The sequence below is a fragment of the Paenibacillus sp. P46E genome, from assembly GCF_001909095.1.
Lineage (GTDB): Bacteria > Bacillota > Bacilli > Paenibacillales > Paenibacillaceae > Paenibacillus_AQ > Paenibacillus_AQ helianthi.
Genome location: NZ_LVYZ01000032.1, coordinates 92,169 through 116,473 on the forward strand (window position 1 = coordinate 92,169; position 24,305 = coordinate 116,473).

Annotated in this window: 23 protein-coding genes; 13 read left to right on the plus strand and 10 right to left on the minus strand. The window is 52.8% G+C overall.

The window, feature by feature from the left end:
• Positions 1-76 precede the first annotated feature (76 nt).
• The 3 genes from A3849_RS09420 to A3849_RS09430 form a co-directional block, all read right to left on the minus strand.
• A complete protein-coding gene (locus A3849_RS09420; protein WP_074111162.1) occupies positions 77-616 on the minus strand; it encodes a MerR family transcriptional regulator in 540 nt (179 codons plus the stop codon).
• A 120-nt stretch (positions 617-736) separates the two neighbouring features.
• Positions 737-1,531: an AIM24 family protein gene (locus A3849_RS09425; protein ID WP_074088291.1), complete on the minus strand. Its 795-nt coding sequence runs from the start codon at positions 1,529-1,531 to the stop codon at positions 737-739.
• 96 nt (positions 1,532-1,627) lie between these two features.
• Positions 1,628-2,497 carry an AraC family transcriptional regulator gene (locus A3849_RS09430; protein WP_074111163.1) on the minus strand — a complete coding sequence of 290 codons (870 nt, stop codon included), beginning with the start codon at positions 2,495-2,497 and terminating at the stop codon, positions 1,628-1,630.
• A 127-nt stretch (positions 2,498-2,624) separates the two neighbouring features.
• Between A3849_RS09430 and A3849_RS09435 the strand changes: the two genes are divergently transcribed.
• The 4 genes from A3849_RS09435 to A3849_RS09450 all read left to right on the plus strand — a co-directional run bounded on the left by A3849_RS09435 (position 2,625) and on the right by A3849_RS09450 (position 6,771).
• Positions 2,625-3,677, plus strand: a complete 1,053-nt coding sequence (locus A3849_RS09435; protein ID WP_074111164.1) for a Gfo/Idh/MocA family protein — start codon at positions 2,625-2,627, stop codon at positions 3,675-3,677.
• On the plus strand, positions 3,674-4,531 hold the full coding sequence (locus A3849_RS09440) for a sugar phosphate isomerase/epimerase family protein (protein WP_074111165.1): 858 nt from the start codon (positions 3,674-3,676) through the stop codon (positions 4,529-4,531). Before A3849_RS09435 ends, A3849_RS09440 begins: the two co-directional genes overlap by 4 nt.
• A gap of 33 nt (positions 4,532-4,564) precedes the next feature.
• On the plus strand, positions 4,565-5,458 hold the full coding sequence (locus A3849_RS09445; RefSeq protein ID WP_074111166.1) for a sugar phosphate isomerase/epimerase family protein: 894 nt from the start codon (positions 4,565-4,567) through the stop codon (positions 5,456-5,458).
• A 185-nt stretch (positions 5,459-5,643) separates the two neighbouring features.
• Positions 5,644-6,771, plus strand: coding sequence for an SGNH/GDSL hydrolase family protein (locus A3849_RS09450; protein ID WP_074111167.1), 1,128 nt, complete (start codon positions 5,644-5,646; stop codon positions 6,769-6,771).
• Positions 6,772-6,797: 26 nt separating this feature from the next.
• Here the strand turns inward: A3849_RS09450 and A3849_RS09455 are convergent, their stop codons facing one another.
• The 3 genes from A3849_RS09455 to A3849_RS09465 all read right to left on the minus strand — a co-directional run bounded on the left by A3849_RS09455 (position 6,798) and on the right by A3849_RS09465 (position 10,774).
• Positions 6,798-7,277: a hypothetical protein gene (locus A3849_RS09455; RefSeq protein WP_074111168.1), complete on the minus strand. Its 480-nt coding sequence runs from the start codon at positions 7,275-7,277 to the stop codon at positions 6,798-6,800.
• Between the two features lie 96 nt (positions 7,278-7,373).
• On the minus strand, positions 7,374-9,773 hold the full coding sequence (locus A3849_RS09460; protein WP_074111169.1) for a putative bifunctional diguanylate cyclase/phosphodiesterase: 2,400 nt from the start codon (positions 9,771-9,773) through the stop codon (positions 7,374-7,376).
• Between the two features lie 233 nt (positions 9,774-10,006).
• Entirely contained in the window at positions 10,007-10,774 is a 768-nt protein-coding gene (locus A3849_RS09465) for a DODA-type extradiol aromatic ring-opening family dioxygenase (RefSeq protein WP_074111170.1), read from the minus strand.
• A gap of 287 nt (positions 10,775-11,061) precedes the next feature.
• Between A3849_RS09465 and A3849_RS09470 the strand changes: the two genes are divergently transcribed.
• The 3 genes from A3849_RS09470 to A3849_RS09480 all read left to right on the plus strand — a co-directional run bounded on the left by A3849_RS09470 (position 11,062) and on the right by A3849_RS09480 (position 13,255).
• Positions 11,062-12,300 (plus strand): ATP-binding protein, encoded by a 1,239-nt coding sequence (locus tag A3849_RS09470; protein WP_074111171.1) that lies wholly within the window; start codon positions 11,062-11,064, stop codon positions 12,298-12,300.
• 89 nt (positions 12,301-12,389) lie between these two features.
• Positions 12,390-12,785: a tetratricopeptide repeat protein gene (locus A3849_RS09475; protein WP_074111172.1), complete on the plus strand. Its 396-nt coding sequence runs from the start codon at positions 12,390-12,392 to the stop codon at positions 12,783-12,785.
• A gap of 59 nt (positions 12,786-12,844) precedes the next feature.
• Complete coding sequence (locus A3849_RS09480; RefSeq protein ID WP_143191771.1) at positions 12,845-13,255, plus strand: hypothetical protein; 411 nt, start codon at positions 12,845-12,847, stop codon at positions 13,253-13,255.
• 64 nt (positions 13,256-13,319) lie between these two features.
• On the opposite strand, the gene A3849_RS09485 is transcribed toward A3849_RS09480, so the two are convergent.
• Entirely contained in the window at positions 13,320-14,540 is a 1,221-nt protein-coding gene (locus tag A3849_RS09485; RefSeq protein ID WP_074111174.1) for an MFS transporter, read from the minus strand.
• A gap of 15 nt (positions 14,541-14,555) precedes the next feature.
• Positions 14,556-15,731: a serine hydrolase domain-containing protein gene (locus A3849_RS09490; protein ID WP_074111175.1), complete on the minus strand. Its 1,176-nt coding sequence runs from the start codon at positions 15,729-15,731 to the stop codon at positions 14,556-14,558.
• Positions 15,732-15,903: 172 nt separating this feature from the next.
• Here A3849_RS09490 and A3849_RS09495 point away from each other — a divergent pair, with 172 nt between their 5' ends.
• Together A3849_RS09495 and A3849_RS09500 are read left to right on the plus strand one after the other, a co-directional pair.
• Positions 15,904-16,347, plus strand: coding sequence for an Lrp/AsnC family transcriptional regulator (locus tag A3849_RS09495; RefSeq protein WP_074111176.1), 444 nt, complete (start codon positions 15,904-15,906; stop codon positions 16,345-16,347).
• Between the two features lie 53 nt (positions 16,348-16,400).
• Positions 16,401-18,116 carry an Imm51 family immunity protein gene (locus A3849_RS09500; RefSeq protein ID WP_074111177.1) on the plus strand — a complete coding sequence of 572 codons (1,716 nt, stop codon included), beginning with the start codon at positions 16,401-16,403 and terminating at the stop codon, positions 18,114-18,116.
• On the opposite strand, the gene A3849_RS09505 is transcribed toward A3849_RS09500, so the two are convergent.
• Entirely contained in the window at positions 18,117-19,466 is a 1,350-nt protein-coding gene (locus tag A3849_RS09505) for a DUF2252 domain-containing protein (RefSeq protein ID WP_143191772.1), read from the minus strand. It abuts the gene before it with no gap.
• 22 nt (positions 19,467-19,488) lie between these two features.
• The gene (locus A3849_RS09510) at positions 19,489-20,067 is read right to left on the minus strand and encodes a class I SAM-dependent methyltransferase (RefSeq protein WP_074111179.1); all 579 of its coding nucleotides are present in this window, start codon (positions 20,065-20,067) and stop codon (positions 19,489-19,491) included.
• A 174-nt stretch (positions 20,068-20,241) separates the two neighbouring features.
• Between A3849_RS09510 and A3849_RS09515 the strand changes: the two genes are divergently transcribed.
• The 4 genes from A3849_RS09515 to A3849_RS32360 all read left to right on the plus strand — a co-directional run bounded on the left by A3849_RS09515 (position 20,242) and on the right by A3849_RS32360 (position 24,293).
• Positions 20,242-21,420: a DUF4097 family beta strand repeat-containing protein gene (locus tag A3849_RS09515; RefSeq protein WP_074111180.1), complete on the plus strand. Its 1,179-nt coding sequence runs from the start codon at positions 20,242-20,244 to the stop codon at positions 21,418-21,420.
• A gap of 23 nt (positions 21,421-21,443) precedes the next feature.
• A complete protein-coding gene (locus tag A3849_RS09520; RefSeq protein WP_083607039.1) occupies positions 21,444-22,121 on the plus strand; it encodes a response regulator in 678 nt (225 codons plus the stop codon).
• A 9-nt stretch (positions 22,122-22,130) separates the two neighbouring features.
• Positions 22,131-23,504, plus strand: coding sequence for a HAMP domain-containing sensor histidine kinase (locus A3849_RS09525; protein WP_074111181.1), 1,374 nt, complete (start codon positions 22,131-22,133; stop codon positions 23,502-23,504).
• A 102-nt stretch (positions 23,505-23,606) separates the two neighbouring features.
• Positions 23,607-24,293, plus strand: a complete 687-nt coding sequence (locus A3849_RS32360) for a hypothetical protein (protein WP_143191773.1) — start codon at positions 23,607-23,609, stop codon at positions 24,291-24,293.
• Positions 24,294-24,305 lie beyond the last annotated feature (12 nt).

A 24,305-nucleotide genomic window follows, 5' to 3' on the forward strand; every position in this document is an offset into this window, starting at 1 on the left:
AGCTACAACAAAGAACGGTTGATCCATGATCCATGGAATCAGCCGTTCTTTGTTTGGTCTGCATGCGGATTTGGGGTTACAGGAATGAGAAAAAAGTGCGCAACAGCCCGCGCTTGCGCGGCGGATTCTGGACCCTTCCGGCTGCAGCGTTAGGCTCGTGCGGGAAGAGGGCTGGACCGCCCCGCTCTTGGATCGTTTCCAGAGATACCGCCAATTGCTTGATCATTTGACGCAGGTCCTCAAGCTCTCCGCGCTGCTGGAGCAGCTGTACCGAGACTACCTCGTCAGCTTTATGTTCTAGTGAGCGTTCAATGTAATCGATTCGCGACAGCATGTCTTCCATAGGCCCGTCGGGTGTGCGGAGGAGCGGGTCCTTCTCCTGTGATACGGGCTGCCCGGTGCCAGTAGCAAGCTCCAGGTTGATGCACTCCAGTGCTTCCCCGCGATTGATGCGGTCTTTAATCAATTGTAGCAGGCTGATTGCCTGCTCTGAGAATATATAATGTCCAAACCGGTCCTTTGGAAAGAAATCAGGGAACATGGCAGCCCAGCGTTTGATGGTGGTCTGGCTAACGGACAGCAGCTCTGCGGCATCCTTTGTTTTCAGCATTTCCATTTCGGTTCCTCCAGTTCAGGTAGTCTTGCTATGAACAATTCGCTCTTCATAAGCGGCTCCCTGCACGGGTGACAAAGGAAGTGCTGATTCGATAAACAAAGTGCTATTCTGAGAAATTATTTAAGGGGTATTCGGCTGAAACAGGCTGTTTCTGTACTGGGTAAGCGGAGCCAGCCACACGGTGCCTGTCCCCCGGTACACATTGACGAGCCCCTCGCCGGAGGCAGCGGAGCCGAGACGGGTTTTGCCTGATTTTTCTACGGTGAAATCCAGGGTGTTGGACCACATTAATGCAAAGTTGCCATCGACCTTCAGCACATCATTCTGCAGTTCAACGACAACGGCCTCCTCGGAGGGAATCGGTGCTTCCAGAGCCAGGATGCCTTTGCCTTTGGCGCTCAGATTGAACAGCCCCTCTCCGCCCAGTGCGGCAGAGGACAGATTCTTGCGCGCGGTGACGGCCAGCTGGAGGGAAGACTCACAGGCCAGGAACAGGCCGTCATCAATGACGATATGATCGTTATCGACATCAATCAGCCACAGATATTTATAAGTGGTTTCCAGCAGAATCGTACCTGTGCCTTTGTAGAGAGGTTTGATGGCGCTGGTTCCGGTTGCGGCGCTGGACACGATATTTCGCATCAGTCCACCGACCCCTTTTACCCCTGAAGTCATTTCAATATTTCCGACCATATACTGCATGGCCCCGGCACTGAGCGTAACCTCGCTGTTGTTCAGCTCAATCATGAGCTGCTTGTTGCGCATGTTGCTTTTGCTCATGAAGAAGTTGGATTGTGCTTCCGCCAAGGTGGTGCTGCTCAAATCCTCTTTGTACTCGATAACCGAAAATCCGCCAAGCTGTTCCTTGATCACAACATTGCTGTTATCTTTCAGATTATTGATGGTGTAGGCCAAATGAATCCTCTCCTCTGTTGGGCAGTGATGTTGTAAGCGGAAGCAGATCTGCTTCGAAGGTAGGTATTCGACATAAAGGGTGTATTTCCTTGTACCCTAGAAGCCTCTCACACTGGAGGGGGTTCTCTGCTTGTGTTTTTTGAAGGTGCGGCTGAAGTAGTAAATATCATTGAATCCGGTGGCTGCGGCGATTTGGGAAACGGTCAGCTGCGTATGGCGCAGCATGGAGTCGGCCCGGTCCAGACGGACGGCGTTAACATATTCGGATATCGTGTGTCCGGTCAGCTCCTTGAAGAGGCGGCTGAAATGGAAGCGGCTGAGCCCGGCCAGCGCCGCAAGATGGTCCACGAAGATAGACTCGCTGTAATGGGTGTCAATATAACGCAGCACCGGAGCGAACCGCTCAATGGTCTGAATGCGACGGGTCTGTTCGGCCTGCGAGAGTACGGTTACCACATGTCCGCGCAGCAGCAGTGTAAGCAGGCGGTACAGCTCGGACTTGACTGCCAGCTCATAGCCGAATTCGCGGCGTTCGAGTTCACGGATAATGGTCAGGGCACAGTCTGTAATATGCTGATCCCCGGAGATATGGTTGCGGAGCAGCAGACGGTTCTGCTGGATCGGTGCGATGAATTTGGTCTCTGCAGCGTCACTTACGGCGCTATGCAGTAGCGAGGTGTCCGCAATAATCGCGTAATAGAGCAGATCGGCAGAGGCGCTTACGCCATAATGCAGCTCATTGCTGTTCACGGCGATCAGATCGCCGGCACGGACATGGATGGGTGTCCGTCCGCATTCGAACACCGCCTCCCCGCGCTCAATGAACAGAAATTCCAGATGCTCATGCCAGTGATGGGGGAACAGCACGACGCCCGCCCTGTCAAAGCGCTGGGTATGTACTTTGATGGGAAACTCGGGGTCCGGCATATCCATGGGCTCCCGCAGTTCCAGGTCATAGTTCAACATTGTTGGATCACACCTCCACCGCACAATTGTACAAATAAGACCGCAAGGCGCTGCATGGTCTTCATGATTGAAATCATTATAATACGAATCAGAACGTATGCAAATAATGGAGAGAAGGTTCGTAGATATGATCAGGGTTGGCGTAATTGGAACAGGCTCCATCTCAGGTATGCATCTGAATGCCTACCGGAAGAATCCTCAGACCGCTGTGTATGCGGTATGCGACTTGAATGAAGAACGTGCAAAGGCAGCTGCTGCTGAGTATGGTGCGGAGAGGGTGTATACGGATTACCGCGCGCTGCTGGCTGATCCCGCCGTCGATGCGGTCAGTATCTGTACCTGGAACAACTCCCATGCCGAGATCAGCATTGCGGCACTGCAAGCCGGCAAGCATGTGCTGGTGGAGAAGCCGCTCTGCCGTACGCTGGAAGAAGCGGTACAGGTTCAGCAGGTAGTGGAAGAGAGCGGCAAGATTTTGCAAGTGGGCTTCGTCCGGCGCTACGATGCCAACGTCCAGCTGCTTCAGAAGCTGGTGGAAGCTGGGGAGTTCGGTGAGATCTACTATGCGAAGGCGACGACGTTACGGCGTCTTGGTAATCCCGGCGGCTGGTTCGCTGACATCGAACGCTCCGGCGGTGGGCCGCTGATTGATATCGGGGTCCATGTCATCGATCTGTGCTGGTACTTGATGGGCCGTCCGAAGCCGGTATCAGTCAGTGCCAATACCTACCGGAAGCTGGGTAACCGCGCCCACGTGGAACATCTCTCTTTCTATAAAGCTGCCGACTACGATGCGGCGAATAATACCGTGGAGGATCTGGCGAATGCGCTGATCCGGTTCGAGAACGGAGCCTCGCTGTTAGTAGATGTCAGCTTTACACTGCATGCCAAGGAAGATGAACGGTCTGTGCGCCTATATGGGGAGAAAGGCGGCTTTGAAATCGATCCCGAAACGGTGATTGTCCGTGAAGAGGCCAATACCATCGTCAATATCTATCCGCAGACGGATCATGCAGGTTTCGATTTTAACAGTGCGTTCCAGTATGAAATTGATCATTTCACCAACTGTGTAGGCAGCGGATCGGAGCCGCTGAGCCCTGTGCGGGACGGGGTGGAAATCATGAAGATACTTGGCGGGATCTACGCATCCGCAGCCAAAGGTGAAGAGGTGAAATTATGAAGCTCGGAATCAGCACTTACAGTCTGCACGCGGCGTTTGCCGCCGGAGAGCTGACACTGAAGGGCGTCCTGGAGACGATCGCCGACCTGGGGGCGGAACATGCAGAGATTGTACCCTTAGGCTTCAATCTGATCGACAATCCAGAGCTTACGGATGTGATTCTGAAGACTGCAGCGGACCGTGGCCTTGAGTTGTCCAATTATGCGATCGGTGCGAATTTTGCCGGACTGGATACAGAGATGCGGCGGAAGGAAATGGAGCGGGTGAAGCGGGAAGTGGAGGTGTGTGCGGCACTTGGCATTCAGCGGATGCGGCATGATGTGGCCTCGTCACCTGATCTGTCCATTGTCCATTTTCTGGAGGAGCTGCCGCAGCTGGCTGACGCATGCCGTGAAATTGCCGATTATGCATCCGGCTTCGGCATCACAACGAGTGTAGAGAATCACGGATACTTCATTCAGCACAGTGACCGGGTACAGGCATTGGTAAGCGCTGTGGACCGGGAGAACTTCCGCACGACACTAGACGTTGGCAACTTCTTGTGCGCCGATGAGAACCCGCTTACTGCTGTGGCCGGCAACCTCAAGATTGCCTCCATGGTTCACCTCAAGGATTTCTATGTCCGTCCGCAGGACCGGCATCCCGGAGAAGGGTGGTTCCAGTCTTCCGGCGGGAATTGGCTCAGGGGCGCGATCGTGGGCCAGGGCGATATCGATATGCCGCGTGTGCTCAGGCTGGTGAAGGAGAGCGGTTATGACGGCTATATTTCCATTGAATTCGAGGGTTTGGAAGAATGCCGCAAGGGAACAAGGCTGGGCCTGGAATACGTCAAGCGGACATGGAATGCGATCTAATCAAATCACTTGAATATGAGGAGGATTACCGCCATGGCGACACCTGTTATCAGCAATAAAATCGGCGTGATCGTAGACAGCTTTCAGGTTGGGGTGAAGGAGGGCTTGCGGAAGGCAAAAGAAGCAGGCGCGGACGGGGTGCAGATCTATGCGGTACAGGGTGAATTCGATCCTGCTCATCTGTCTCCGGCTGCCCGCCGCGAATGGAAGGAATATATCGCTTCGCTCGGGCTCGAAATCTCGGCTCTTGTCGGCGATCTGGGAGGGCACGGCTTCCAGGACCCTGCGCAGAACCGCGCCAAAATCGACAAGTCGAAGCGTATCATGGAGCTGGCCAAGGAACTGGGCACAGACATCGTGACCACGCATATCGGGATCGTTCCTCCGAACAAGAACAGTCAAATCTATGAGACGATGCACATAGCCTGTGAGGAGCTAAGCCGGTATGCGCATGAGATGAATGCATACTTCGCGATCGAAACCGGGCCGGAGACCGCCGCGCATCTGAAAATGTTCCTGGACGGGTTGGGTTCCAAAGGGGTGTCGGTCAACTTTGACCCTGCCAATATGGTGATGGTGACTGGAGATGATCCGGTGCAGGGCGTGCATACCCTGAAAGACTACATTGTGCACACCCATGCGAAGGATGGTGTCAAGCTGGCTAATATCGATCCGCGCGATGTATACGGGGAATACGGCTATGCAGCACCGGAGCTGGACCATGAGAAAATCGCGGAGATGGCAGAGTCCGGTTCGGCGTTCCGCGAAGTGCCGCTGGGAGCGGGAAGTGTCAACTGGAACGGTTATCTTCAGGCGCTGAACGATATCGGCTACCAAGGGTATCTGACGATTGAGCGAGAAGTCGGCAGCAATCCGGAGGCGGATATCCGCCTGGCTGTTGAGTTTTTGAAGAGGTTCCGGGCATAGGCGAGGCTAAACGGCGGACTAGGCTGATTTACTGTATGAAGATCCTGAAGTCCAGGTGAACATGGAAACGGCTGCCCTTTCTTGTGAAGGAGGCGCAGCCGTTTTTTTGCTTGGAAATAATCTTCATGGTATCAGAATGAAATTGCTATAATCCAAGAGAGAAGGAAATTTTGGGAGGGCAACCAATGACCACACAAGAACGTTTAAAGACACAGCCGCTGTCTGCTGTAGCGCATGTAAAAGTCCATGGAAGAACCACAGGAGCACTTGCTCCGTTAACCCTGTTTTGGACGGGGAGTGCTGTTGAATTCAATGTACAGGGCTCAGAGCTGTGGATTGAGGTTGAGGCGGATTATGAGGTGTATGAGCCGTGGATCAGCATTCTGATCAATTCGGTCCCTGTAAGCAGACAAATGCTGACCGCAGGCCGGTACTGGATTTGTGTATTTAGAGGTATGAATGAGAACGCTGTTAAAAATGTGCGGGTGGTCAAAGAGGTCCAGGCGATGAGCGAAGATCCCGCGTGCCTGCTGCAGATCCATGCGGTGAAGGGGGATGGGGAATTTCTGCCGGTTGCAGACAAGCCCTATAAGATGGAGTTTATCGGCGACAGTATTACTTCTGGAGAAGGGACGGTAGGCGCCAAGGCGGAGGAAGACTGGATTCCTGCCTGGTTCAGCGCCACCTACAACTACACGGCAATGACAGCAGAAGCGCTGAATGCCGACTACCGGGTGATTTCCCAGAGTGGTTGGGGTGTGCTCACAAGCTGGGATAACAATCCGCATTGCAATATTCCAAGGTATTATGAGCAGGTATGCGGGATGCTGACGGGTGAGAGGAATGAAGCGTTAGGGGTACATACAGCGAACACTTTTGAGGACTGGCAGCCGGACGTGGTGGTGGTGAATCTGGGCACCAATGATGGCGGCGCATTCCAATCTCCGGCATGGAGGGATGAGGCGACCGGGGAAAAGCATAAGCAACGGCTCCATGAAGACGGAACGTATAACGAAGAGGATTTGGCAGCCTTTGAGGCGGCGGTTGAACGTTTTCTGGGTACACTTCGGAAAAATAATAAAAAGGCCCACATCGTATGGGCCTATGGCATGCTGGGCATACCGATGATGCCGTCGATCTACCGTGCAGTCAGCAGCTATATAAGGAAGACAGGCGATAGACGGGTGTCGGTATTCCAGCTTCCCAATACAACAGCTGAAACTGTAGGGTCCAGAACCCATCCGGGTGTATTGGCCCATGAACGGGCAGCCCAGGCGTTGACCGGATATCTGCATGAGATTTTGCCGGGATAGTCCCCGCTAAATGGAGCCTCTAAGGCTTAGACGATGTTGAACACCAGACCGGACTGCTGCCGCGCCGCTTCTTCAAACAGATCGAACAAAGACTGCAAATGCGGCAGCAGATACCCGTCGACGAGCTCTTCATAGGTCTCATCGTCTCTCATTGGAAAGGCCAGCAGGATCAGCTCCTGTTCATCGAGGGAATCCAGATCCATGTTGTGGATACGGGTCCACTTCTCGAAATCAATCCGTTCGTCCACACGTTCAGGCTGCCTAAGCCCGGGTATCTGTAATGCGATTTGGGCAACCTCCCCCGCAGGCAAATAGAAAGAGCCATACTCTGTAACCTTGCTATCAACCTTGTACTGTTCCTGGACAGGAACGAGTGGAACATCCGGGAACATGCCCGCGATCAGGCTCCAGGTTTTGTCAATATCGAGTGTGGCTTCCTGCACATGGCCTGCCAGGATATCCTCCAAATTACCTTTTTCCATGTAGTACTCACCGGTAATGCCCATCTGCATCTCTCCTTAATAGCCATTATTCAGCATTGCCCGGGAGCAGGCTAACGCTGACAGGCTCTCTTGGAAGTGATTACCCGTAATGAGGGGGAACTACTCCAGGTATTGGCCCTCAATCTCATCTGCGCTTACCGGCTTGCTGTAGTAGAAGCCTTGTGCGTTGTAACACTGGATCTCCTTGAGCAGTGCAACTTGCTCTATCGTCTCTACACCTTCGGCGACGATGGTCAGCCCGAGCTGCTTGGCCATGGAGATAATCATCTCGGCGATGGCCCGGCTGTCGGTGTCAGTCGTGATTTTGCGGACAAAGGAACGGTCAATCTTCAGGCAGCCAATCGGAAGGCTCTGCAAATAGCTGAGCGAGCTGTAGCCGGTCCCAAAATCATCCATAGACACGGAAATTCCGGCTCCCTGCAGATCATTCAGGATACTGATTACATGCTCTTCGTTGTGCATCATTGCACTTTCTGTAATCTCAAGCTCCAGCAGCTGGGTGTCGAAATCAAGCTCATGGATGGTGCTCATAATCGTCTGGAAAATATCCGGCTTCATCAGATGAATCTGCGAGACATTGACGGCAACGGGAACGACCAGGCGGCCCTCACGCTCCCACTTTTTCACCTGGGTACAGGCCGTTCTTAGCACCCATTGCTCGAGCGGAATAATGAAGCCGGATTTCTCTGCCAGCGGAATGAACTCCAGGGGAGGAATCATGCCCAGAATGGGGTGTTCCCAGCGAACTAATGCTTCAAGACCGACAATTTCGCCGCTGCGGATATCCATTTTGGGCTGATAGAACAGCCGGATCTGATCATTGTCCAGCGACTGCTCCAGATCATTCTCCAGAATAATCCGTTCCAGACTGGTCTGGTCGCGTTCCGCATCGTAGAACTGATACTGGGAGCTGCCGTTTTCTTTGGCATTATACATCGCAGTATCGGCGTGCTTCACCAGGGAGTCAGCATCAAGCCCGTCCTGCGGAAAACAGGCGATCCCTACAGAAGCGGACAATTTCACAGTATGGTTACCTACTTCAAAGGGATGTGTAAATTCACCCACGATGGTGGCTGCCAGTGCTTCCGTCTCCGCACGACTACGCAGATGGGGAGCCAGCACTATGAATTCGTCCCCGCCCATCCGTGCAATGCTGCAGGAGGAGGGGACACAGTTCTTCAGCTTGCCTGCCGCCTGCTGGATGACCTTGTCACCGAAGGAATGACCGAATAAATCGTTGATCCGTTTGAAGCGGTCCAGATCAATAAAGAACAGTGTGAACGGGTAAGCAGGGAGGCCGGTCTGCTCTGTATGCTCAAGCAGCAGATTGTGAAAAGAACGGCGGTTGGCAAGCCCGGTCAGCTCATCTTGATAGGCCAGATGACGGATGGTTTCCTGGTCCTTCTTATTCTTGGTGATGTCCTTAATAATGCTGTAAATACCCACGGGGACGTCTTCGACCACAATCGGAAGCGAAGTGAGCCAGAAGGTCAGCATAGTACCACCAGGGTTCCGCAGCTGCAGCTCAATGGTACTGGATTTGCCGCGGAGAACATGCCGGTAATGGTGCTGGGCCAGTGAATGGTACGCTCCCTCAAAAAGATCCGAGAAGTGCCGTCCGACCAGCTCCTGGTCTAGCTGCTGGGCGAGCAGCTCCGCCTGACGGTTCAGACCGGTGACAATACCCTGGGCATCGAACGCCAGCACACTGTCCGGGTTATATTCAAAGAGTGACATATAATGTTGCTCTGTCTCCATAATTCTGCGGTTCTGATATTCCTGACGGGTGTCCCTGTAGGCGTCCGGGATAATATACAGCCCTGTGCAGATAAACAGCGTCAAGATATAGGGAATCAGATGCAAATAGCTTCCCGGATCGGCATCCTCGACAGGTATCACCGAGAAGGCGCAGAGCAGCGGAATCATCAAGAGCCCTATTGCACAGAGGAAGATGCCTGGAATCGTGGCTTTGGAATATAGTTGATGCTCACGGTTACGGTTTGAGATCACCAGGACACGCAGAATGGCGAGACACAGACTGAGGGCGGAAGCTGCAGTCATGAAGACGAGTGCGGGCTTCCAGACCAGGAATTCACGGAACAGAAAGATGATGTTCAGGTAATCGAACACCAGAATGGTGCCGGCGATTACCAGACTGATTCTGAAGTGGCGTCCTGTATGGCTGCGGGGCATGCTGGAATACCGGATGCCAAAATAAGTAGCAGCCCAGCAGCCGCCGAGAGTGAATAAGAGATGCAGTATGTAATATTTCGGAGCCAGGGGAAGGTTAAGCGACAAAGGCACCAGGATGTGGGAGGCACTAAAAGCAGTGGTGCCCAGGATCATTACCTTCATTCGTGTGAACCGCTTCCCCCGGCTTTGGCCGGCAGCCTGGAAGGGGGCTGTTCCGAAGACAATGAGAGTGCAGGACGCAAGGCTTGCCAGCAGAGCCAGAGCCAATTGCAGCCAGTTCATATTCAAAGGTTGCAAGTGTAACATGGAATACCTCTTTCGTTATGTAGATAATATATAAAAGGTAAATTATGTAGGCCTTTTTTCATAGGACATTTATCGTATATAAACAATATATTAGACGATTAAACTCCTTTTATGATAAAAATACGAAAAAATCATGACAAAAAACCTCCAATCCACAGTATATGTAGGATCGGAGGTCTTTTTATATGCGTGTACGTATGGGGTAGCCTTACGGTCTGAGCAGTGAGTAAGGGTTAAAACGTAACCGAGAGGTAGCTGAGCGACCCCATTTCGTAACTCCGGTGGACTTCTTGAGGCGTCCGTGCGGGATTGCCGCTTCCCATAGTGATGTATAGCGGAATGAAGTGCTCGGGCCGGGGTACGGCCAGCTTGGCATACGGTGCCTGCGTTTCGTAGCTGAATAGCGCATTCAAGTCATGCTTATGCATATGTTCAATCAGCCAATCATCGAAGGCAACAGCCTTAGGGTCAGGGGCAGTGGCGTCTGGGTTCATGGTACGGAAATTATGAACCGTAGCCCCGCTGCCCATAATCAGGATGTCTTCCTCATCCAGACCCCGCAGCGCTTCGCCAATCCGGTACTGCTCCACCGGTGGCAAATACGGATTGACGGAGATTTGAATGACCGGACAGACAGGAACCGGGAACATCCGCAGGAGAGGGACCCAGGACCCGTGATCGAGCCCGCGCTTCGTATCGAACTGAACAGGAATATCTTGGGCTCTGAAGCGGTCCGCCAGGGATGCTGCCAGCGCAGATGAACCTTTGGCGGGGTATTGGATCTGGTACATCTGGTCGGGAAAGCCGCCAAAATCATAAACCATGTCATACACATCATCCGTGGAGGAGATGGTCAGCACCTCGGTTTCCCAGTGAGCTGTAAAGATGACAATAGCCTTAGGCTTAAGCTGCTGTCCGTAGGAGAGCAGGAAATCCGTACAAGGGGTGTTCTGTATCGCCATCAAGGGAGATCCGTGACCAACAAAGAGGGGGGCAATCATCGTTAACGCTCCTTTTCGTATCAAATAGGTTCATATTATTGCTTACATTATGTTATTAAGTATATATTATATATTAAATTTCGTAAAGTTATTTATTGGGTTAGGTGCTGAAACGGTCAAAAGATGGCAACTTATTAAGGAACTGTCCATCTTTTGTTTTTCTTTCTGTATATAATCATATTACATAGGGATAGATGGATTGCAGGAGAATTGTATAGGGAATTTCTTGAATTTTCCTTATAATAGAAATAAGCACACTAGAACCACTAGCTGAGAGGAAGTTAGCCTTGTTCGAAACCTTACTTTTAAATTTCTTATTTTTATTGTTTCCAGTCTTGATCGTAGTGATTTTCTTTGAAAATAGAGTGCACCCCTACAATAACAAGCTGCTTGTGCTGATGTCCGCCGTGACGATGGTTCTGTGTATTGCCAAGCCTATTCGCCTGGAAATGGGATATATATATGATCTCAGATATATTCCGTTTATACTTGTGGCGCTTTTTGGCGGATACCGGAACGTCATTCTGTTATATGTAATCATGAATATTTACCGTTTCTATGTAGGCGGTGCGGGCACGCTCCCCTCCTTCCTGTTCTCAACGGCGGTGCTGCTGCTGGTGCCTTACTTCAGCAAACGCTTCATCAAGAGCTCTTCCAACCGCCGCATCTTCTGGGCAGCAGCTGTTGCTACGTTAACCATGGGAATCTACCTGATGATTCTGGGGACGATGACGGGTAAGTTGGATGGGCAATTTTGGACGCTCACGGTCTATGCTTTGACGACACATGCCGTAGTGATGAGCATCATCATGATTTTGATCGAGCAGATTATCACTAATATCAAGAACCGTGACCGGATTCTCCAGTCGGAGCGCCTGAATGTAGTCAGTGAGCTGGCGGCCAGCGTATCCCATGAAATCCGAAATCCGCTCACGGTGACCAGCGGTTTTTTGCAGCTGCTGAATAAATCGACTTCCCTCACACCTGAGGAAAAGGAATATGTAGAATTGTCGTTGCTGGAGCTGAACCGTGCGGAGAAGATCGTTAGCGATTATCTCTCTTTTGCCAAGCCGCAATCCGATAATATGGTGTTCTCCAATATGCAGGCGGAAGCAGAGTACACCAAGAACATCATTATGCCCTATGCGTCCATTCACAAGGTGGAGGTCAAGTTCAGTTTCGACAACACGCTCAATAAAAGCTATGACAAGAACCAAATCCAGCAATGCCTGATCAACCTCTATAAAAACGGGATTGAAGCAATGAGAGATAAGGACGGGGGCATCCTCACCATCGATATCTCGGAGAAGAAGCAGAACATCCTGATCACGATCCGGGACACCGGCATCGGCATGACGAAGGAAGAAATCTCACGCCTCGGCAAGCCGTATTACTCCACCAAAGAAGAAGGAACCGGGCTTGGGATGCTTATGGCCTACAGTACGATCAATAAGGTTAAAGGGAACATTGAAGTGGAAAGTGAAAAGGGCAGGGGCACAACCTTCCTCATCACCATCCCTACCTAAAGGGCTCTGTAGCAGACCCCTGTTCAAAAATGATAAAGTGTTTATTGAAGAGAGAATTCTCAGGAAATCGTAACCAGGAGGCAGAAGGAATGAGACAAGAATTGATCGCACAATTAAATAAGTGGCATGAGGAGGACAAATACCAGGAAATCGTAGACCGGATCAAAGAAACGCCGACGATCCTTATTGATGATGAGCTGGCTACCCATTTGGGGAGAGCGCTGAACAATCTGGGGCGGTATAAAGAAGCGCTGAAATGGTTCATGAAGACGGCCGACCAGGGCAAGAAGGACCCGTTGTGGCATTTCCGTGTGGGGTATGCCCACTATTATCTGGACCAGCTGAAGGATGCGATCCGGGAATTTGAGATTGCGCACAAGCTGGACCCTGAAGATGAAGATACGGTACAGTTCCTGGAATGGAGCCGTAAGGAAGCGGCTGAAGCCACAGCGGATAAGGATTCTTCTGACGAAGAAGATGAATGAAGAATTGAGAGGAAGTCATTAGGCCTAAGATGAATGCCAGAGGTTGCCGACTTGGTGGAATGAGAGGTATAAGTACCTCTGAATTTGCCGGATTTGAGCTATTTGGTGGAATGAGAGGTATAAGTACCTCTGAATTCGCCGGATTTGAGCTATTTGGTGGAATGAGAGGTATAAGTACCTCTGAATTCGCCGGATTTGAGCTATTTGGTGGAATGAGAGGTATAAGTACCTCTGAGTTTGCCGGATTTGAGCTATTTGTTGGAATGAGAGGTATAAGTACCTCTGAGTTTGCCAGATTTGAGCTATTTGGTGGAATGAGAGGTATAAGTACCTCTGAATTCGCCGGATTTGAGCTATTTGGTGGAATGAGAGGTATAAGTACCTCTGAGTTTGCCGGATTTGAGCTATTTGGTGGAATGAGAGGTATAAGTACCTCTCATTCTGCACCTGTGCGCCCCGGGCGGGCTTAAGACCGGCCATGCTAGGAAACCAACAAGGGGCTGTCCTCAATGGGACGCCCCTTTGCTGTTTCTTTCACCTTCCAGCTGGAAACCCGCGTGCTTTGTTGCGCCAGACTGTCACAAACGCAAAGGCCAGCAGGATGCACAACGCCCACGGGAAAGAAACGACACCCGTTGTTTCGAGAAGAATCCCACCGGCCACACCCCCGCCGCCGATGGCGAGATTCCATGCGGTCACCAGCATCGATTGAGCTACATCTGCGCTCTCTCCGCCTGCTACGGCAATAGCTGTCTGCAGCAGCGTTGCCGCTCCCCCGAACGTTAAGCCCCACATGGCAGCCGCCAGATAGATCACAATAGGCTGGCTGCTGCCTATGCCCAGCAGGATAGCTGCCAAGGCGAATGCAACGAGGCTGATCAGAACAAGCAGTCTCAGGTGCCGGTCAATCCAGACTCCGGTCAGCCAGATGCCAAGCAGTGCGGTAACGCCGAAGATGAGAAGCACCACGTCCACGCGCCCTGCAAGCCCGGTCTGCGTAAGGTACGGTGCAATGTAGGTATACAGGATGTTGTGGGCCAGTACCCAGGCTAGTACGACAAACAATATCGGGCGCACTCCGGGAGTAGTGAGGACCTTGTGGAGAGGAAGCCGCTTGTCTGCGGACTCTCCCGGAGAGTCCGGCAGCTTCCAGAGCACCCAAATGGCCAGCAGCAGCGTGAGCAGCGACAAGATGCCGAAGACATTGCGCCAGCCCGCAAGGTCCCCGAGCAAGGTTCCGGCAGGGACACCGAGCGCAAGAGCAAGTGGCGTTCCTGCCATGGCAATGGCCATAGCCCTTCCCTTAAGCGGCCCCGGCACCATACGCCGGGCATAGCCTGCGATCATGCCCCATAGGACACCGGCTGATACGCCCGCGAGGAACCGGGCCGCAAGCGTTAGGGGATAGCTTGAAGAGAGAGCCGTGACGGTGTTAAATATGAGAAAACCAAGAATGCATGTCAGCAGCAAGGGACGCCGTCTCCACCCGCGTGTTGCGGTGGTCAAAGGAATTGCGGCGAGTAGCGAGCCCAGGGCATACAGGGTAACGAGCTGACCCGCCATGGCCTCCGTCACTCCAAGTCCCTTACTGATCTGGAGCAGTAATCCGGCGGGAATTGTCTCGGTAAGGATACAGATAAACCCGGTCATAGCGAGGGCGAGCAATCCGGCCCAGGGAAGGCGTCCGGAAGCAGAAGCGCTGGAGATTTGCTGTGAAGAAGAAGAAGAAGAAGAAGAAGCTGTGCTGCTGCTCATTTCGAACCTCCTACCTTATGATTCATGATTCAATCTGCCGTAGACGGCATTGCACAGGTCAACTGTAAACGGACCCGACATACCCTCCAGTGCGGTATTGGTGAAAGCCGCCACGCTTAGCCGCTGCTTGGGATCAACGAACCACGAATGACCATAGGTACCGCCCATGCGCCATGTGCCAGGGGATTCCGCAGTGTCTGCGGCAAGAGGGTCTTTAAGCACCGTGATGCCCAGGCCAAAGCCCCGCCCTGGCCAGAAGGGCATGTGCAGATCACCAATCTGATTGGTGGTCATTTCCCGAACCAGGGATTCCGGCAGCAGAGGTGCTCCCCCTTTGCGCAGGGTTTCCAGCAGCTGCAGAAAGTCCCCGGTGCTGCCGACCATGCCAGCTCCCCCAGAGGGATAAGCTGCAGGGTCGAGCGCCCGTCCAGGGGCGAGGCGGAAGCCTGCTGTACCCTCCACAAAAGCAAGACTGTCCGGATTGTGCAAAGGACGCAGCCCGGGAACATCATCGGCGTAAGCAGCGGCCAGCCGCTGCGGGTCAGTTGCAACGAAGCCCGTGTCCTTCATACCTAGCGGATAGGTCACAAGTGAATCTATGGCTTCGCTGAGTGTGGTGTCTGTGACTTTTTCAATCACGGCCCCCAGCACATCTGTTGCGATAGAATATCTCCACATGGTGCCTGGGGTATAGAGGAGCGGGACTGAGGCAATACGCCGTAGGTTCTCTTCGAGCGTAAGGTTAGTCTGATCCATGCCATCAGATACACCAGCCCGCTCATAGGAGCCGCCCTCTTCCTGAAAGAAGCGGTAGGTCAAACCAGCGGTGTGCGTCATTAAGTGCCTTACTGTGATTGCTGCGGGCTTACAGTTCTCAAGTCGTGGCTGAAAATACGGAAGCCAGCGGTCCACGCGGTCATCCAGCTTCAGGCGGCCTTGCGCTACCAGAACCAGAGTAGCCATAGAAGTGATAGGCTTGGAAACCGATGCGAGCCGGAACAAGGCGTCCTCCCGCATAGGCTGGTTCAGCTCGCGGCTCGCAAAACCGGCAGCACGGCTATATATGATCCTCCCATCTAACGCTACCTTGATGACAGCCCCCGCCAGACGCTTGTCGGCTAATGTCTGGTCCAATACGTTATCGATGCGCTCCGGTAGATGCTCCGGGTTTATGAGATTTGAATCCTGCATTCGTAGTCATCCTTTCGCTATAGTTAAAGCTAAATTCGCTTTACTATTGTAAGTATATTATATAAAATTAGTTGGCCTGCTAACATAAGGCAACTAAGCTATAACAGCCGTTCAGCAGTTAAAAACAAGGCAGTTTACACATGAATCCTTAAAATTAAAGGAGCTGAATGAGATGGACCATACAGACAAGCAGATTCTGTTTCATCTTCAAAACCAGGCGAGAATGTCTATGACAGAACTCGGGAAATGTGTGGGTCTATCACAACCGGCAGTGACGGAAAGAGTTAAACGTATGGAGGAAAACGGGGTGATCCAGGAGTACCGGACTATTATTTCACCTGAAAAAATTGGGAAACAGGCTGCTGCTTACATTCTGTTTCACTCCAGGGATTGCCATGCCTTCGTTGATTTCTGCCGCTCCTCCCCTGAGGTCCTTGAGTGTTACAGGATCAGTGGGGAGCACAACTATCTGCTAAAAGTAATGACCGAATCCACGCAAGCCTTGGAGCAGTTCGGCAATGAATGCGATAGATACGGGACTTATACAATTCTAATCGTAATGTCATCGCCCATTGATCATAAGTACCTTATTCCTTTGCTGGAAGGAACTGTTTAGGACCTGCCCTCACTGGGGAATGAAGAGTAGATTCGAGAGGAGGCATATACATAGTGGAAGAGACATTGCTGGCGCAACTGGTACAGTGGCATGAAGATGATGAATTTGCCAAAATTGTGGAACGCATCATGGAGATTCCCGAACCGGACAGAGACTATACCTTAATTGGTCAACTGGGCAGGGCGCTGAACAATCTGGACCGTTACCATGAAGCGCTGGAACAGCTGCTGAGTGTTGCAGGGCAAGGAGAGAAAGACCCAATCTGGCATTACCGGGCAGGCTATGCCTACTACTATCTGAAGCAGTACGATCAAGCGGTTCGCGAATTCGAGCTGGCGGATCAGCTGGAGCCTGGAGATGAGGCGGTTCAGCAGCTGCTTGGCTGGAGCCGCCGTGCGGCGGAGCGGGAGGTTCGGGAGCAGCAGCGTTTTGCAGCTGCACAGGCCGGCGAGGGCACTGCGGAAGGAAGCACAGTTGAACCTTTTGACTTCGACGGCTTCTGGGAGGACAGCGATTATGCCCGAAAATCTTATGTATCCGATCCGCCTACAGACGAGCTGATTGCCTCGGTGGAGCAGGAGTTGGGGTACAAGCTGCCGGCCTTTTATATCGAGATGATGAAGCGGCAGAATGGGGGGATTCCCCGGGATACCTGCTTCCCTACAGAGGAAGCGACCTCTTGGGCGGAAGATCATGTGGCCATCACAGGCATTATGGGCATTGGACGGGAGAAGACCTATTCCTTATGCGGGGAACTCGGTAGCCGCTTCATGATTGAAGAGTGGGGTTATCCTGATATTGGTGTGGTATTCGGCGATTGCCCGTCCGCAGGACATGATGTGATCATGCTGGATTACCGGGCCTCTGGTCCGGAAGGCGAACCGGCTGTGATCCACGTGGATCAGGAAGCGGATTATGAGATTACTTTTCTGGCCAAAGACTTCGAGAGCTTTGTACGCGGGCTGGTGAATGAGGAGGTCTTCGATACGTCCGAGGAGGATAAGGCAGAGGATCTGCGGAAGGTGGCTCAGGGGGCCTTTTCACCCCTGCTTGCAGAGCTGTGCGGCAATGTCACGGAGATCGGTAATGTAGAGGGTATAATCCGTTCAATCTGTACGGAGATTGTAGAAGACAAGGGGCATTTCTCTCTCCATGCCGATGAGCGTTCTATCTTGATGTATGATGTGCAGTTCTGGCTGTATACCAAATCGTACCCGCAAACCAGCCGGGCTGAATACCTGGAGGTCTATTCCAAAATGATCGCCTTTGGCGGCGAATTCGGAACCGGCGGCTACGCGCCGTCCTTCATTACGGATTGGCTGGATGATCGGGTCCGGCAGGGGCGTATTATTGAGCGTGGTGGTGTGCTCAGCTTCACGGAAGAAGCCCGGGAGGCCCTGCTGCACAAGCTGAACGGTCTCGCCGTGTCTGCAAATGGCAATGTAGCTCCGTTCATTCTGGTAGAGCAGGCAAATGGCGGTATGTCTGTTATTCTGAGCGTAGGTACCTATTTGGCCGATCTGTTTGATACACGGGCAGACGAAGGCTTTGAAGGCAACGGCTACGATTGGGCTTCCCTTGCAGCGGTTTTCCTGGAGGAACACATGCCGGAGCTGGCAGACATTGTGCATTTTGACCCGGAGGCGGACATGTTCTGCGCCTACTCCGGCAACAGGGAAGCTATACTTGGTTTTGCTGCCGGATTCAAGCAGGCCTGCGAGGATGAGGTATTGATCCGGGACCTGTTCTCCCGCGCCGAGCTGGATTGATTACTCCACTACGGCTACTTCAAATCGTTCTTTTACCCATTCTGTGAACATCCCATAGTCTTTCTCCACCTGATCGGCATACCCATAAGCCCAACGGGAGAGATAGCGCGCAAAAGCATCCGGGTCCTGCCCCATGGCCTTGGCAATTTCCTCCTCGCTATGATAAGGAAGAATGCCCTGGTCCACATCGGCATCGGCCCGGGCATGCATTTTGGCGGTCAGGCAGCCCATTACCTCAAGTACCCGGGTCATATCCTCCATAGTCGCGATATCGGTCAGCTTCAGTCTTTTCTTATACGGCGACCGTTCTCTTACATAGAAGTGCCTTCCCGCAAGCGTCAGAAAGCCCAGATACGGGTCGGCCTTATGGTGCATGGCCTGCTGTGTCGCCGTTACCCGTTTTCCCTGATGCCCAAAGGACTGCCAAAAGGACTCGGAATACGGCATGAAATAAGCCGGAACCGGCACGCGCACTTCTTTTACCTCAAGCACGGTATCGTCCGTATCCTCCTGCTCATGTCCACCCTCGATTAATACATAATAGCGGTCCAGCCCGATGGAGGCGGTGCCTGAACCATGCTTGACGGCAATGTCTTTTATCCGGTAGTGATCCTCATTCAGGTTTCGGGTAACCACGGTCTGTGTATAGAACGTCCAGGCGCTCTCCAGGAGGGTCTGTTCGGCTTGTCCGGGGACAGCCAGCTCGGAATTCTCCAGAAACACTCTGCCCGTCTGCATCTGAGCCGTAACCTTTTCCAGAAAATGCGCCTGTCTGCGTTTCTCCAACTTGCGGAGGAGCTTCTTCACCGGACCTTTGGCGGTATCCTCATCCATAATATAAGTGGCGGGGTTATCCTTGCCCTGTGCGAACCGCCGGATCTGTCTGGCATACGCCTTAACAAAGCTCTCAATATGGCTGAGCTGTTCAGCTTCACCCTGTTCCAGCTGTCTGCCCACCAGAGCGATGCTGCCGGCCATACGCAGGAGATCATAGAGATACGAGCCGACATACCCCTCATCGAAATCATTGACGTCATAGACCATATCTCCGTCTTCGCTGCGGATGGCACCAAAGTTCTCGAAGTGCAGGTCTCCCTGAATCCAGGTTGGCCGGTCCTCAGGGGTGTGGTAAGGGAAGTATTGGCGGGTTGTATCGAAATAGAATAAGTACGCGCTGCCCCGGTAAAAGGAGAAAGCGTTCTGCGACATTTTCAGATATTTCTCCGTCCGTTTCTCGGGACTCAGGCCCATAATGCCACGATCGAACTCTTCAAAGATGGAGATCAGCAGATCCTTGCGGAGCTTGGTTCGTGTGCGGATGACGCCTTCGGTAATAGATTTGTCGATCACGGGAACCCTCCTTGGATATATTTCAAAAAGTATACACATACACCTTGGTCCGCAGCGGATCTCTGCAGGTCACTGTGCGGGCTGGCTGCCTGTCCGGCAGGGCGAAAAAAATGCTGATCACCACTGCGCCGGGCGGCAGCTCCTGATTGAACTTGTCCGCCAGCCGCTCCATGGCGCCGGGGAATAAATAGCAGAGAACCATATCGGCATCGGCGTAGGACCTGCGGTAGATATCGCCCCGGATGAAGCGGAGTCTGCCCGGGAGCGGCTTCGGGCCGTTCCCTGAGTGAGGGAGCCGCGCGAATATCAGTGCCAGCAGCTGCGAGCACCATAACGGGAGGCTTGAATTCTCAATCCCAACGAGTCGTTTGCCTGGACAATGACGGACGATATCGAGTCCCAATGTGCCCCAGCCGGACCCCGCCTCTACAACCGTGCTGTAGCCGGGAATCCGGTTCACCTCCCCGGCAACCGCCAGCCGCACAGCCTTCGAGGTGGGCATCGGTGAGATTCCGTTCCTCCAAGTGTCCACAACGATCCACACCACAGACAGGAGAACGGCGAGCGCGAGAACCCACGTGATAGTCTGGAGGATGAGCATGCAATCCTCTCCTCTCTCCATGAACAGGTTTCTAATGTTTCTGTTATTATAAATCCCATTTGGCGTCATAACCAGCTAAAGTGTTCTCATCAAACTCTAATCTTCCTGCAAAGTCTTTCTCATTCAGTCTGCTGTAACCTAAGGGTAATCACAAGGACTAGGGAGGAAATGAGTATGAAGTTTAATTGGAAGTGGCTGCTGTTGGGTGCCGCTCTGGCGGTAGTATTCTTCTACATTGGAAAAGGATATGGCGGCCCAGTCCAAGCCCGCCAACTGTCTGGGGCAAATTCCGCATCTGAGCCTGCGGGGGTATCTGCCTCTGCTACGGATGTTGTATCCGAAGCCACCTCTGCAGCCGCTGAGTTTGCTCCGGATGCTGTGTCCGAAGCTACTACGGACTCTGTGTCCGTTCCGGAGGTTATTTCCGACGTCATCTCTGCCGCCTCTACGGTTATCGGGTCGTGGCAGACAGGTGCGGAGGGTGTGTCTGCAGGGAATGCACAGTACACTTTTGACAAAGGCATCACCCGAGTCGATGTACCAGAAGGTACGGAAAGCATCTCTATTGCAAATACCAACGGAAAGATTGAGATGAAGCAGGGCAACGGGAAGGATATTGAAATCCATACGACAGTGGTCGTGAATCAAGCCACAGCCGAAGAAGCCCGGACCATAGCGGACAAGGCGGGGGTGAAGGTAAGCGGGGGAGCTCAACTGGAGATTAAGACCTACAGCGAGCCTTACGGCAATATTCATTATCCGGGTCTTGAGCTGATGATTACACTGCCCAAGGGAATGAAGGCCGATCTGCAGGCGAAGACCAAGAACGGAAATCTCTCTTTGTCAGATGTTTCTAGTACAGGTAAAATTAAATTATCGTCTGTGAACGGCAACGTTACGGCATCCGGCCCCCCGAAAGACATCTCTCTGCACACGGTGAATGGGAATGTTGAAGTATCCGAAGCGAAGGCAAATGTGGATATTTCGCTTACCAATGGCAATGTGAAGGCAGAGCAAATTGCGGGAACTCTGGTAGCTGAAACGACAAACGGCAATCTGACGGTGAAGGATGCGCTCGCTGCTATAGAAGCAGTCACGGTAGCTGGTAATATCCATGTGGAGAGCAGGAAGGTCGGCGGAGACTGGAGGGTGACCTCGACGGTAGGGGATGTTGAACTGGCCTGGCCGGAAAATGCCGGAGTGGTGGTGGATGCAAAGTCAGCTCTTGGGGAGATGGATACTGACTTCCCGCTGACGGTGAAGAATCACAAGGTTAGCGGGAAGATTGGCGAAGGGACGTATCAGATCCATGCGCAATCCATGGCCGGTTTATCGCTAATGAAGAAGAAATGATCTGTGAAGAGGTGGACGAGGGGTTGAAGGAACGCGTATTGATTATTGAGGATGAAATCGCCATGATTCGCCTGCTGGAGCTGGAGCTCTCTTATGAAGGCTACGACATCACGGTTGCATACGATGGCCTTGAGGGCGCAGACAGAGCGCTGAATGAGCATTTTGACCTGATTCTGCTTGATTTGAATCTGCCGGGAATGGGCGGGTTTGAGGTATGCAAGCGGGTGAGGGCGGTGAAGCAGACCCCGATTATTATGCTAACGGCCAGGGATACGGTCAGCGACCGGGTGCGGGGGCTGGATACCGGGGCAGATGATTATGTGCCGAAGCCATTCGCCATTGAGGAGCTTCTTGCCCGCATGCGTTCCCTCCAGCGTAGGCTTCACTTGGCGGAGACGGGGGACGAAGTGCTGTGTGCCAAGGATCTGACACTCGACAAGGCCTCGCACCGGGTGAGCCGTGCCGGGCGCGAGATTGAATGCTCTCAGCGCGAATTCGAGCTGCTGCATTGTCTGCTGGCCCATAAGAACCGGCTCATGAACCGTGAAGCCCTGCTCAATCTTGTCTGGGGGTATTCCTATGAAGGCGAGACGAATGTGGTAGATGTCTATATCCGTTACGTGCGCATGAAGGTGGATGAAGGGTTTGAACACAAGTTGATACATACTGTCCGTGGCAGCGGCTATATTCTGAGGGACTGAGGTGAGCGAATGAAGCCATGGACGTTCTCACGTAAAGTAAGCGCATCTATTGCACTGACAGCGCTGCTCGTCGCAGCCGTTGTCAGCGGATTTGTCTACATCACCTTCAAGCACTGGACAGAGCGCCAGGAGACTGAGCTGCTGGATGCCAAGCTCAGGCAGTTCGAGCTTCAGGTCGGGGAGGTGGAGTTCCTGCCTTCCTTGCTTAAGCCGGGCTTGGGTAAAGGAAGCGGAGCGGCGGCGGTACTGAAGCCGGACTTGTCGGCGTTTGCCCCGGATCTGAGCGAGGGACAATTACTGCAGATGCTCGATTCCAAAGGACGGGTGCTGGCAGAGGTGGGTTCAGGCGGAACGGCAGACACTGCCGTCACCTACAAGGCAGAGAGGGAGTTCTCACTTCTTGTATACGGCCCTGTCCGGCTGCGCCTCACTGAAAGTGGGCACTCGGGCAGCGCAACCGCGGAGAAGGAGGTCGGCAGGCTGCTGCTGCTGGGCCTCCTGCTTGCTGCAGGGATGGCTATAGCAGCAGGGTGGGTCGTCGCCCGTTCAACATTGAAGCCGATCCGCAGTATGATCGGTGAGGTGCATAGCATCGGGACGAACAGCTTGTCCCGGCGGCTGCATGTGCCCGCGGCCCAGGATGAGCTTCATCAGCTCGGGGAGACCTTCAATAGTCTTCTGAACAGGCTGGAGGGTTCCTTTGACCAGCAACGGCGATTCATCGCTGATGCTTCCCATGAGCTCAAGACACCGCTTGCCATTATTGAGGGACATACGCATATGATTCAGCGGTGGGGCAAGCAATCGCCGGAGGTGCTGGACGAGTCACTGTCGTTCATGATGAATGAGACCCGGAGGATGAAGGAGTTGATTGCCCAACTGCTCCTGCTTGCAGAAGCGGAGTCCCCGGTGGCAGACGGCGGGGAAGAAACCTGCAATCTTAAAAATACCCTCAACGAGCTGCTGCCCCAGACCGTTCATGTTAATCCCGAGGTACAGCTTGATTATGACGGCCATCCGGAGGGTCCGGTGATACTGATCCGCATGCCCGGAAGCGCCAGCTACCAGGTGCTGCGTAATATCGTGGAGAATGCACTGAAGTATACGCCCGAAGGCGGATCTGTAACGATCAGGCATTCCTTTGCGGATGGGCAGGTGATCTTGACGGTAGCCGACACGGGGATCGGGATATCCTCTGAACAGCTGCCGCATATCTTCGACCGCTTCTACCGCACGGAGGGCTCGCGGAGCCGCACCCAGGGCGGTTCGGGCCTTGGCCTTGCCATTGCCAAAGCCATTATGGAGCGGTACGGCGGTTCTATTGCCATCGCTAGCACACCGGGGCAAGGAACGACTGTGACGCTGCGGTTTATGGGTGGATAGGTGTGAGAGTCCCAATAGTCACTGGCAGATCTAATCTTCTTCCAGGGGCTTTTTTCTGTGTTCAGATCATGAAACTGGTTGGCAGGTAAGCACGGACTACCTGTGACTGGTGAAATCGGAGGTAGAAGTGCATTTGAATTCGGCGTAGGCAGGCCAATTGGCGGAACGAGAGGTAGAAGTGCATTTGAATTCGGCGTAGGTAGGCCAATGGGTGGAACGAGAGGTAAAAGTGCCTTTGAATTCGGCGTAGGCAGGCCAATTGGCGGAATCGGAGGTAGAAGTACCTTTGAATTCGGTGTAGGCGGGCCAATGGGTGGAACGAGAGGTAGAAGTGCATTTGAATTCGGCGTAGGTAGGCCAATTGGCGGAATCAGAGGTAGAAGTACCTTTGAATTCAGCTTAGGTGGGCTAATTGCTGGAATCAGAGGTAGAAGTACCTTTGAATTCGGCGTAGGCAGGCCAATTGGCGGAATCAGAGGTAGAAGTACCTTTGAATTCGGCGTAGGTAGGCCAATTGGCGTAATCAGAGGTAGAAGTACCTTTGAATTCAGCATAGGTGGGCTAATTTGTGGAATCAGAGGTAGAAGTACCTTTGAATTCAGCATAGGTGGGCTAATTTGTGGAATCAGAGGTAGAAGTACCATTGAATCCCCTCGCGAGCAGGGCAATCTAAGTCCGTCCATTGGAGCGGATGTGGTAATTAGAAAAAAATCATTAATATTCCTTGACGGGAATATTCCAGGTAAGGTATATTACACATGCAAGGTGATAAAAAAACTGATTCACTAAAGGAACATCGGT

Bases quoted from the DNA above. Each gene is read 5' to 3' on its own strand.
- A3849_RS09420 (WP_074111162.1), bottom strand. From the start codon at position 616: ATGGAAATGCTGAAAACAAAGGATGCCGCAGAGCTGCTGTCCGTTAGC.
- A3849_RS09430 (WP_074111163.1), bottom strand. From the start codon at position 2,497: ATGTTGAACTATGACCTGGAACTGCGGGAGCCCATGGATATGCCGGAC.
- A3849_RS09435 (WP_074111164.1), top strand. From the start codon at position 2,625: ATGATCAGGGTTGGCGTAATTGGAACAGGCTCCATCTCAGGTATGCAT.
- A3849_RS09440 (WP_074111165.1), top strand. From the start codon at position 3,674: ATGAAGCTCGGAATCAGCACTTACAGTCTGCACGCGGCGTTTGCCGCC.
- A3849_RS09445 (WP_074111166.1), top strand. From the start codon at position 4,565: ATGGCGACACCTGTTATCAGCAATAAAATCGGCGTGATCGTAGACAGC.
- A3849_RS09450 (WP_074111167.1), top strand. From the start codon at position 5,644: ATGACCACACAAGAACGTTTAAAGACACAGCCGCTGTCTGCTGTAGCG.
- A3849_RS09455 (WP_074111168.1), bottom strand. From the start codon at position 7,277: ATGGGCATTACCGGTGAGTACTACATGGAAAAAGGTAATTTGGAGGAT.
- A3849_RS09460 (WP_074111169.1), bottom strand. From the start codon at position 9,773: ATGTTACACTTGCAACCTTTGAATATGAACTGGCTGCAATTGGCTCTG.
- A3849_RS09465 (WP_074111170.1), bottom strand. From the start codon at position 10,774: ATGATTGCCCCCCTCTTTGTTGGTCACGGATCTCCCTTGATGGCGATA.
- A3849_RS09475 (WP_074111172.1), top strand. From the start codon at position 12,390: ATGAGACAAGAATTGATCGCACAATTAAATAAGTGGCATGAGGAGGAC.
- A3849_RS09480 (WP_143191771.1), top strand. From the start codon at position 12,845: ATGAGAGGTATAAGTACCTCTGAATTTGCCGGATTTGAGCTATTTGGT.
- A3849_RS09485 (WP_074111174.1), bottom strand. From the start codon at position 14,540: ATGAGCAGCAGCACAGCTTCTTCTTCTTCTTCTTCTTCTTCACAGCAA.
- A3849_RS09490 (WP_074111175.1), bottom strand. From the start codon at position 15,731: ATGCAGGATTCAAATCTCATAAACCCGGAGCATCTACCGGAGCGCATC.
- A3849_RS09495 (WP_074111176.1), top strand. From the start codon at position 15,904: ATGGACCATACAGACAAGCAGATTCTGTTTCATCTTCAAAACCAGGCG.
- A3849_RS09510 (WP_074111179.1), bottom strand. From the start codon at position 20,067: ATGCTCATCCTCCAGACTATCACGTGGGTTCTCGCGCTCGCCGTTCTC.
- A3849_RS09515 (WP_074111180.1), top strand. From the start codon at position 20,242: ATGAAGTTTAATTGGAAGTGGCTGCTGTTGGGTGCCGCTCTGGCGGTA.
- A3849_RS09525 (WP_074111181.1), top strand. From the start codon at position 22,131: ATGAAGCCATGGACGTTCTCACGTAAAGTAAGCGCATCTATTGCACTG.